Origin of the sequence: Bifidobacterium sp. (genome assembly GCF_022640935.1) — a bacterium.
GTDB lineage: Bacteria > Actinomycetota > Actinomycetes > Actinomycetales > Bifidobacteriaceae > Bifidobacterium.
The window spans coordinates 1-9,287 of sequence record NZ_JALCCV010000052.1 but is presented as its reverse complement, the minus strand read 5'-3'; the positions used below and the strand labels follow the sequence as shown (position 1 = coordinate 9,287).

9 protein-coding genes and 1 pseudogene are annotated in these 9,287 nt (G+C 61.9%); 6 read left to right on the top strand and 4 right to left on the bottom strand.

What is annotated here, in order from left to right; translation table 11 throughout:
* From LKG04_RS08700 to LKG04_RS08695, 3 genes and pseudogenes are all read right to left on the bottom strand, one after another.
* A pseudogene (locus LKG04_RS08700) lies at positions 1–244 on the bottom strand (ISL3-like element ISBlo6 family transposase); the annotation flags it as partial.
* Positions 245–313: 69 nt separating this feature from the next.
* Positions 314–685: a type II toxin-antitoxin system mRNA interferase toxin, RelE/StbE family gene (locus LKG04_RS08820; RefSeq protein WP_363301148.1), complete on the bottom strand. Its 372-nt coding sequence runs from the start codon at positions 683–685 to the stop codon at positions 314–316.
* Positions 686–727: 42 nt separating this feature from the next.
* Entirely contained in the window at positions 728–964 is a 237-nt protein-coding gene (locus LKG04_RS08695) for a prevent-host-death family protein (RefSeq protein WP_291762603.1), read from the bottom strand.
* A gap of 224 nt (positions 965–1,188) precedes the next feature.
* Between LKG04_RS08695 and LKG04_RS08690 the strand changes: the two genes are divergently transcribed.
* From LKG04_RS08690 to LKG04_RS08665, 6 genes are all read left to right on the top strand, one after another.
* Entirely contained in the window at positions 1,189–3,267 is a 2,079-nt protein-coding gene (locus LKG04_RS08690) for a RecQ family ATP-dependent DNA helicase (RefSeq protein ID WP_291763814.1), read from the top strand.
* Positions 3,268–4,020: 753 nt separating this feature from the next.
* Positions 4,021–4,185, top strand: coding sequence for a hypothetical protein (locus LKG04_RS08685; RefSeq protein ID WP_291762608.1), 165 nt, complete (start codon positions 4,021–4,023; stop codon positions 4,183–4,185).
* A gap of 210 nt (positions 4,186–4,395) precedes the next feature.
* Positions 4,396–4,914: an S-ribosylhomocysteine lyase gene (locus LKG04_RS08680; RefSeq protein WP_291762610.1), complete on the top strand. Its 519-nt coding sequence runs from the start codon at positions 4,396–4,398 to the stop codon at positions 4,912–4,914.
* A gap of 119 nt (positions 4,915–5,033) precedes the next feature.
* A complete protein-coding gene (locus LKG04_RS08675; RefSeq protein ID WP_291762613.1) occupies positions 5,034–5,624 on the top strand; it encodes an N-acetyltransferase in 591 nt (196 codons plus the stop codon).
* Positions 5,625–5,750: 126 nt separating this feature from the next.
* Positions 5,751–7,109, top strand: coding sequence for an alanine racemase (alr, locus tag LKG04_RS08670; RefSeq protein ID WP_291762616.1), 1,359 nt, complete (start codon positions 5,751–5,753; stop codon positions 7,107–7,109).
* Positions 7,110–7,219: 110 nt separating this feature from the next.
* A complete protein-coding gene (locus LKG04_RS08665; protein ID WP_291762618.1) occupies positions 7,220–8,506 on the top strand; it encodes a deoxyguanosinetriphosphate triphosphohydrolase in 1,287 nt (428 codons plus the stop codon).
* A 44-nt stretch (positions 8,507–8,550) separates the two neighbouring features.
* Here the strand turns inward: LKG04_RS08665 and LKG04_RS08660 are convergent, their stop codons facing one another.
* Positions 8,551–9,144: an MFS transporter gene (locus LKG04_RS08660; protein ID WP_291762621.1), complete on the bottom strand. Its 594-nt coding sequence runs from the start codon at positions 9,142–9,144 to the stop codon at positions 8,551–8,553.
* Positions 9,145–9,287: the final 143 nt, after the last annotated feature.

Below are 9,287 nucleotides of genomic sequence, written 5' to 3'. Positions count from 1 at the left end.
CGTGGATGAACGCCTTGCACCGGAAGAAGTTCAAGCGCCGCCACACCCGGTCCCTGACATCATGCATCGGGCACGCCTCCCGCCCGCACCCCGCATGCGGGCAAGAAAAACGCGAGCCGGGCTCGAATCCGATCGTGATGCGCAATTCGCGTCTGCCGCCCTCCCCGTCACGCAACTCCACACCCGAAACCCTCCAGGGATCAGGCAACTGCAAGGCGGCGGTGAACAACAACGTGGTATCCATACCCCCAAACTACCCGACCAGCCACCTCCACCCGACCAGCCCACCCACACCAAACAGCGAAAAGCCTATTTATTCGATCGGAATCAGACTGTTCCGAATGATTTCCCAGGCGAAGTCTTGTATGATGCGATGATCTGCCTGGAAAGCTTCGCTGAGTAACGATTGCCGTGGGCGTCGGTACGTGTCAGCACGAGTGTGAGTGGTTTCGCCTTGCGCGAAGTATGCGAGCAGCCAGTCGGCTTGGATGTGCAGTTCGCGGGGCCCTCCCCAGCCGCCAGTCAATGCGTGGTCCGAATACTGTCTCAGCGTATCCGCATCGTGATGGAGAATGGCGTGAATCGGCTCGGTCATAAGACGTGTGTCGAGGTGCCTCTTCTTCGCCGATTTCGGATTGCGCACGAGTGCCGGCGTGCCTGCAGCGTGCCCTAATTGAGAGGGCATCGAAATGATCCATCAAGTCGTGAACGTTGCCGAAAGTGAAGGCTATTCATTATTGCTGACGTCGTGCCGCGCCTCTTCGTTAGTAAGCCTGCGGTATTCTTCCTCCGCTTCGCGTAGCCGGACGCAGCCATGCGCGTTGAGGATGGAGTATGCCGGCTGACTGTTTTTCAGCACGGCAGGCCGGTCATCGGCCACTTTCGCGAATTCTTCGGTCGCGGTGCCGCGACCGAACCGGCTGACCGGCACCATGGTATCAACTGGTACGGCAACGTTGCTCATGACGGTTCCCCTACTTATGCATGTGTTTTTACATGTTTAATTACAGGCGTTTATACGTTGTGCGGCGGTTACTCGTGGCAAAATAAGCACGCGGCTATAGACTCGAAGGCATGACGCCGTCGCATCCAACTGAGTCGCATCCAACTGAGTCGTATCCAACTGAGTCGTATCCAACTGGGCCGCTTGTAGCTGAACCGCAGCATGCCGAATCGCCCCGAGCTGGATTGCGCGAGGCTGGGCCGTATTACGCTGAATCGCAGCAGGCCGCGATCGGCGCGCTGCACCGGTATTTCGGCTACGACTCGTTCCGCACCGGGCAGGCTGGGCTTGTCGATGCGATTCTCGCCGGGCGCGATGTGCTGGGCGTCATGCCTACCGGCGCGGGCAAGTCGATCTGCTACCAGATTCCGGCCACGCTGCTGCCGGGCCTGACCATCGTCATCTCGCCGCTGATTTCCCTGATGCGCGATCAGGTCGACGCTTTGAATGACCTTGGCATTCCGGCGGCGTATGTCAACACCACGCAGGGCATGGACGAGCAGGGCATGGTGCTCGCCCAAGCGGCGCGCGGCGACGTGAAGCTGCTCTACGTGGCTCCGGAACGCTTGGAAACCGAGCGGATGCGTTCCTTCGCCGCACGGGTGCCTATTTCGTTGATTACTGTAGATGAGGCGCATTGTGTGTCGCAATGGGGCCAGGATTTCCGCTCGTCGTATCTGGGCATTGGCGACTTCATTGACGCCTTGCCTGTGCGCCCGACCGTGGCTGCGTTCACCGCGACCGCCACGCAGCGCGTGCGGCGCGATATCGTCGCGCTGCTCAACTTGCGGCACCCGCAGGTGACAGTGACCGGATTCGACCGGCCGAATCTGTTCTTCGATATTCTGCGCATGCCGACAAACGCCAAAAACGTCTGGATCGCGAACTACGTCATCGACCATGCCGACGAGTCCGGCATCGTCTACTGCGCCACGCGCAAGGAGACCGAGGCGCTCGCGTCGGTGCTGGCCGAACGCGGCGTGCCGGCGGTCGCCTACCACGGCGGCATGTCGGCGCAGAACCGCAATGACGCCCAGCGCGCCTTCGTGACCGATAGTGCGCTGGTCGTCGTGGCCACGAATGCGTTCGGCATGGGCATCGATAAATCCAATGTGCGCTACGTCGTCCACCACAACATGCCCGAAAGCATCGAGGCCTACTACCAGGAGGCGGGCCGCGCCGGACGCGACGGCGAACCGAGCCGCTGCACGCTGCTATGGAACGACGGCGACATCGTCACCCGCCGCCGCCTGCTCGACATGGATTCGCTCAACGACCGCATGAACAAAGATGAGCGCGAGGTCGTGCGACTGAGCAAACGCCGGCTGCTCGACGCAATGATCGGCTACTGTCGCACGACCGAATGCCTGCACGCCTATATGACGCGGTATTTCGCCGACCCTGCCGCTGGCGCTGCTGGCGGCACGGGCGTTTCAGCCGGGAAGACCGGACTGCAGGCTGCGGATGCGATCAATAATGCCCCCTGTACCGCTCCCGATGGTTCTACCGTGACAGAGCCTGGGCGCAAGGATTCAGACCCGGCGAAAGAACCCGACGCGAGTGCTTGCCAAACGCCAGTCAAGCCCAGCGGTTGCGGCAACTGCGCCAACTGCCTGAGCACTTTCGCCACCATCGATGTCACCGACATCGCGCGCTCGATCAGCAGATGCGTGCACGACTTGAGGCAAAGCTTTGGGACGGGCAAGATCGTAGCCGTGCTGCGCGGCTCGAAAACCCAGGATCTCCTCGCCCGTCACCTCGACTCCTGCCCGAGCTACGGCGCGCTCGAACAGGTGCCGCAGGCCCGCGTGCGCGACGTGCTCAACCAGATGACCACCGACGGCTTCCTGACCGTGTCCGACGGGCGGCTGCCCATCGTGCATTTCGGCCCGAGAGCGGCGGCGACGGCCAGCGGCGATTTTCACTATGAAATCAAGTGTGTCGAGCGGTCCGCTGCGGCTGGCGCAGGATTTGGCCGGCCGGGGAGACCCGCGCAATCCGGTCTGGCTCAAGGTTCGGATGCCGGCATGGACACCGAAGTCGACGAGCCGCTGTTCGAACGGCTGCGCTCTCTGCGCCGCGACATCGCGCGCGAAATCGGCAAGCCGCCCTACATCGTCTTCTCCGACAAGACCCTGCGCGATATGACCCGCATCCGCCCGGTGACCAACGCGCAGTTCTTGGCTGTCAACGGCGTGGGGGAGAACAAGCTCAACCTCTACGGCAAGCGCTTCATGGAAGCCATCCGCTCGTTTGAAGCGTAGCGCAAACAGCATCGGGGCCAAAGTTACCGGGGGGGACGTTGGCACGACGGGCATGCCTATGGACGCACAATGATGTCAACTGCACCACAATGCCAACGGCTCCGCAGCTGGCTGCGCTGTGACATTAATTGCGTGACATTAATTGCGTGATATTGATTGCGTGACATCGATTGCGTGACATTAATTGCGCCGTGAGGCCGACCTCCCTGTGGTTTTGACTGCCCTGTGGTTTCTGCTGTTCAGCAACTTCGGCAAGACACAGCCATAGCTCGGCGCGACGAATACGGCTGACAATGTCTTGCGGCTGAAGAGGGCAAGCCGATCACGGCAAGCAATGGGAAGCTTTGCAATATGGCAACATCCGATCTGATGGCATAACGCTAGGGGGGGTTCCTTTTTCAATGAGACATCTCCGGTTTCCGCACTGGCGGCGTGAGCCTGGGGAGAGGCAAGTGAAGAGACTCATGGCGCTGCAACCGGCGTTCCGGTGGCCGATGCTTGGTTTTGTGTTTTCGAATCTGGACAATGCAGACTTCGAGGGCGGCTGGGCACCGGGTGCGCTGATCGTCGGACTGCCGACGTGGGTAGCGGCATTCCGGCCGATGCCAGACACCGTGAGGGATTTCATGTTCCCGCCTGCCGGCATGTGGTCGAACGCTTCGGCTCCTTTACGTCCCTTGCATGCGCCGAAGGGCCGGAAGGCGTCCTCTGCCCGGGAGCAGCACTGCTGCCCGACGGCTTGGGCTTATGGAAATGGCTGCGCTCGCGCTAGCATGCTCGCTGCCGGTGACCGGCAAACCCTCGATGCCGAGGGCATGTGCATGCTTCGGAGCCGGGGACATGGCCGTGCCGTTCATGTTCGCCGGCGTTTCGCGCCATCTGACCATGCGCAATGCCGCGCTGCTGCGCATAGGCTGACCATGTGCGGGCTCTCATGCAGCTGGCGCCTGTGGCATGTCTGACGGGTCATAGGTTTTGCTGTCCTTGCTCAGCGCAAACTGACGTCGGCGGAAACCTTGCACGGCGTAGGATGCTCTTAGTGGCGAATAACGGCGGACTCCCCGCGCGGCCAATTGCCGGGGAATCGAACGCCGCAACACATACGAACCGCATACGAACGGAGGAATCATGTCAACGGATACCGCAACCCGGGCAACACAGAAGCAAGAAGCCAAGCCCCAGCCGGAGAGTTTTCAGCTCGACCACACCAAGGTGAAGGCGCCATACGTGCGCTTCATCGAGACCGAGACCGGCCCGAACGGCGACGTGATCTCCAACTATGATCTGCGACTCGTGCAGCCCAACGAGAGCGCAATCCCTACCGGCGGCCTGCATACTATCGAGCACACGCTCGCTGTGCTGCTGCGCGAACGAATCGCAGGCTATATTGACTGCTCGCCCTTCGGCTGCCGCACCGGGTTCCACCTGCTGACTTGGGGTGAGCACTCCACTGTGGAAGTGGCGAAGGCGCTCAAAGAATCCTTGGAATTCATCGCGTTCAAGGCCACATGGGACGATGTGCCAGCCACCACGATCGAAAGCTGCGGCAACTACCGCGACCACAGCTTGTTCACTGCCAAGGAATGGGCGAAGGATATTCTGGCCAAGGGCATCAGCTCCGACGCCTTCGTGCGCAAGGTGGTCTGAGACGAGCCGCCTGAGTCGCTTGTGAATCGCACAGCACTGTGGGCAAGACGCTGGGATGGAGGTGTGATAGCCTAGCGGCCGATTCTTTCCTTACATGTGTTCGTCTTCAAGGTGGTGTTATGGGCACTCATGCGTTCCCCCGTCGGTTCCGCCATGCGGCTATGCGCGATTACGAGCGAATCCAGCGTATTTACGCGCATGCTCGTGCGCTGATGGCGGCCAACGGCAACCCGACCCAGTGGGGAAATACCTTCCCGCTCGAAAGCACGGTACGCCGCGATATCGTTGAGGGCCGCACCATGCTGCTGATCGACAGTGCCATTAGCAGTGCAGCCGACGGCGGAAACGATGGGAACGTCGACGGCGCCAAGACGGCCAATGGAATGGCGACAGAACGCATCCTCGCCCAATTCGCCCTGTGCCCAGGCGAGGATCCGACCTACTGTGAGATCGATGGCAGCTGGCTCGATGACGACCCGTATGTGACCATTCATCGCATTGCATCCTCGGGTTTGGCTGCGCATGTAGCCTACGACTGCATCGAATGGGTGGCGAAGCAATACGGCAATGTGCGCGCCGACACCCACCCCAACAACAAGGCCATGCAGCACGTTCTCGAGCGCAGTGGTTTCGCTCGGTGCGGCCTGATCTCCCTGCCCAACCGCGGGGATGACAAGATACGCATCGCCTACCAGCGCCACGATCGGTAGCGGGCCCGGAAATGGCGACGGGTGTGCATGCGGCGTCCCTCGCGACTGCCGAAGGTTCAGCGGCCTGAGGCTCGTAACGCGTTGGTTCGTAACATGCTCGTCTGCGATGCGAGTCACAATGAAGCCATGACTGCGAACGCATGCGGACTGCCGCATTTCTCCTCTCCTCAAGGCGAATCGAATTACGAGGCCGCGCTGCGGCGATACCCCGGCCAGGCAATTGTCGACTTGGCTGCATTGCGCGACAATATGCGTCATCTGGTCGATGTGGTGGGCGGACCGAAATCCGGCACGGCGGTGATGGGAGTGGTCAAGGCCGATGCCTACGGGCATGGACTGATCCCCGCGGCGCTCGCGGCGTTGGCAGGAGGTGCCACATGGCTCGGCACAGCGCAATCGCATGAGGCGCTGGCCCTGCGCAAGGCGGGCATCGGGCCGGCGCGCTGCCATATTCTAACATGGGTTTACAACGGCTTGGCCGTGCCGTTAGACGAACTGATCGCCAATGACATCGACATCTCGCTCGGCTCGCTTGCCGGCATTGATGCCCTGGCCGGCGCGGCGCGGCAGTTGGGCCGCTCCGCTCGCGTGCATATCAAAGTGGACACCGGTTTCGGGCGCAACGGCTTCACTGAGCAGGGCTTCGATACGGCTCTGCGCAAACTCGTCCCGCTGGCCAAGGAAGGCGTGCTGCATATTGTCGGATTGTGGAGCCATCTCGCCGTGGCCGATGCGCCGAACGTTCCCGAGTTCGTAAATTCCACCGATGCACAGATCGAGCATTTCCATGATTTCGAGCGCCGCATGGATGCAGCGGGCATAGCCCCGGAGATCCGGCACCTGGCGAACACCGCCGCCACGCTGACCCGGCCCGAGATTCATTTCGAGCTGACCCGCCCGGGCATCGGGCTGTACGGCTACGAGGCCGACCCGGCGATGGGCGGGCCGCAGGACTATGCCTTGACGCCGGCCATGACACTGCAGGCCCAGCTGGGCACCGTCAAAGACGTGGAGGCCGGGCACGGCATTTCCTATGGACGCACGTATATCACCGATGACGACACCAGCACGGCCATCGTGCCGCTGGGGTACGCGGATGGCGTCCACCGCTCGGCCTCCGGATTCGACGTGCGCGGCGCCAAACATACCGACAAGCCCGGCGGTCCAGTGCGCGTCATGACCGCCGAAGGCCCCAAGCTCATGCGCGTCTCGGGGCGCGTGTGCATGGACCAATTCATCCTCGACCTGCATGATTCGGCCGCTCGCCTCGGCATTCACGAAGGCGACACGGTTCAACTGTTCGGTCCTGGACGCGGCGAGCAATCCATCGAACCGACGGCCGACGACTGGGCGCGCGCCGCCGACACGATCAGCTACGAGATCTTCACCTGCCTGCGCAGCCGCATCCCGAGACTGTACACGCATGCGAACGAGGTCTTCGGCGCTGGCGACCTCGCCAGGCTCGATCCCGCGAGCGTGCTGTAGGGGGTTTCCCGGCACAGGTCGGATGAGTCATAGGTGGGACCGCGCTGCGAGTCTCTCGGCAAAATTCCCACGTACTCCCCAAACGCGGGGCATAGTCCTATGCTGGGGTTATGGAGACGACGCGAGACGGCGAGCAGGTGCTGGGCGACGAGGGCTATGACGCTTTCGATGAGGAGCGCTGGGCGGATGAGCCGCCGAAATCGCGCTCCCGTACCGCGTTCGAACGTGACCGCGCGCGCCTGATTCATTCCTCTGCGCTGCGCAGACTCGGCGCGAAAAGTCAGATTCTCGTGGCCGGAACGGACGATTTCGCACGGACCCGCCTGACCCATACGCTCGAAGTCGCACAGATCGGCCGGCAAATCGGCATGATGCTGGGGTGCGATCCCGATGTGGTGGACTGCGCCTGCCTAGCCCACGACTTGGGACATCCTCCTTTCGGGCACAACGGCGAGAAGGCGCTATCCGATATCGCCTCGGGCATCGGCGGCTTCGAAGGCAACGCGCAGACGCTGCGGCTGCTCACCCGTTTGGAGCCCAAGATATTCCATGCCGACGGCCGCTCGGCAGGCGTCAACCTGACCCGCGCTTCGCTGGATGCCGCCGTGAAATACCCATGGACGCTGGCCGAGGCCGCGCAGCATCCCAAAGGCGAACGCAGCGCCAAATATTGCGTATACCCCGATGATGTCGACGTGTTCAACTGGCTCAAGCAAGGCGCTCCAGAAACCACGAGGCCGATGGAATGCCAGGTCATGGATCTGAGCGATGACATCGCCTATAGCGTGCATGATGTCGAGGACGCGATCGCCACCGGCGCGTTCAACCCGATGGCACTGGCCGACGCGCGCATCGTAGACGCGATCATTGAGGATACACGCAGCTGGTATGGCGGGCAATGGGATGCCGACAAGCTGCTTGAGGCCTTGCAACGGCTGCGCGGCGAACAGCTGTTCCCCACGCATTTCAACGGTTCGCGCCAGGCCTTGGCCCAGCTCAAAAACATCACGAGCGCGCTGATCGGCCGTTTCGCCGGTTCAGTGGAGGCCGCCACGCGCGAGCGCTACGGCGGCGGCCCGCTGACACGGTACAGCGCCTCGGTCGTCACTCCTGAACAGACTTCATATGAGATCGTGATGCTCAAAGGCATCGCCGTCTACTTCGTGATGGAGCCGCGCGAGCACGAACCCATGCATCAGCAGGAGCAGTCCATCGTCGCGGATCTGGTTGATGTCTTTATGGCTGATTCTCCGCAGCCCAGCGACGCGCTCGAGGCCGTGTTCCTGCAGGACTGGAACGAAGCCACCAATGACGACGAGCGCCTTCGCGTGGCCATCGACCAAGTGGCTAATCTCACCGACGGCTCAGCGTTGGCGATGCACTCGATCCTGTGCTAGGAGCGGACGCCGCTGGCGAAAACGCGACCATCAACTCAAATCAGTCACTGCTGCCGAGGCGCCTCGCCGTGCTTGATGAACGGCATGCAGGCCAATGCCGCGATGAAGAACACGGCAGCATACAGGAACATCCACCGGTATTCGCCGGTCCACTGCTGGACTAGGCCATAGAGCGTGGGGCTGATGGCCGCGCCGCCCGATGTGGCGAGGTAATAATACGCGGTCATGGTGCCGTTGCGCTCCGTGCCTCCAAGCTCGGCGATCCAAGGCAGAGCGTTGACGAATACCAGCGTCCAGGCGATGCCGAAGAGCAATGCCAGCGGTATTATCAGGCCGGCTCGGCCTATCCATGGCATGGGAATGAAAGCCAGTACGCCGCAGATCAGGCCGATGCTCATTGTCGGGCGTCGTCCCAGATGCTCGCCGATCACGCCTGCGACGATGGCGAAGAGGATGGCCCCGCCCGCGTAGAAGGTCAGCGCGCCGCCGGCCGCCGCGGCCTGCATGTGCAGATCGTGCGTGGCATACAGAGTGAAATAGGTTTCGACTGCGTTGCCGCCGAGCGAATAGCTGAACAGCACGATCATGATCAGCAGAAAGCTGCGTCTCGCCGAGGCGTCGAGCCGCAGCTTAGGCACAATCGCCTCTTTGAGCTGCGCCCAGGACGCTGCCGGTATCGGTAGTGCCCGGGTTCTTGCGCACTTTGGTTCTTGCCCGCCTGTGTGGGTTTTCAGTTCGCTTCTTGTATGGTGTCGTGGAGTCGGGACATGTCCAGGTAGCG

Bases quoted from the DNA above. Each gene is read 5' to 3' on its own strand.
- LKG04_RS08820 (WP_363301148.1), bottom strand. From the start codon at position 685: ATGCCCTCTCAATTAGGGCACGCTGCAGGCACGCCGGCACTCGTGCGC.
- LKG04_RS08695 (WP_291762603.1), bottom strand. From the start codon at position 964: ATGAGCAACGTTGCCGTACCAGTTGATACCATGGTGCCGGTCAGCCGG.
- alr (WP_291762616.1), top strand. From the start codon at position 5,751: ATGACTGCGAACGCATGCGGACTGCCGCATTTCTCCTCTCCTCAAGGC.
- LKG04_RS08685 (WP_291762608.1), top strand. From the start codon at position 4,021: ATGGCTGCGCTCGCGCTAGCATGCTCGCTGCCGGTGACCGGCAAACCC.
- LKG04_RS08665 (WP_291762618.1), top strand. From the start codon at position 7,220: ATGGAGACGACGCGAGACGGCGAGCAGGTGCTGGGCGACGAGGGCTAT.
- LKG04_RS08675 (WP_291762613.1), top strand. From the start codon at position 5,034: ATGGGCACTCATGCGTTCCCCCGTCGGTTCCGCCATGCGGCTATGCGC.
- LKG04_RS08680 (WP_291762610.1), top strand. From the start codon at position 4,396: ATGTCAACGGATACCGCAACCCGGGCAACACAGAAGCAAGAAGCCAAG.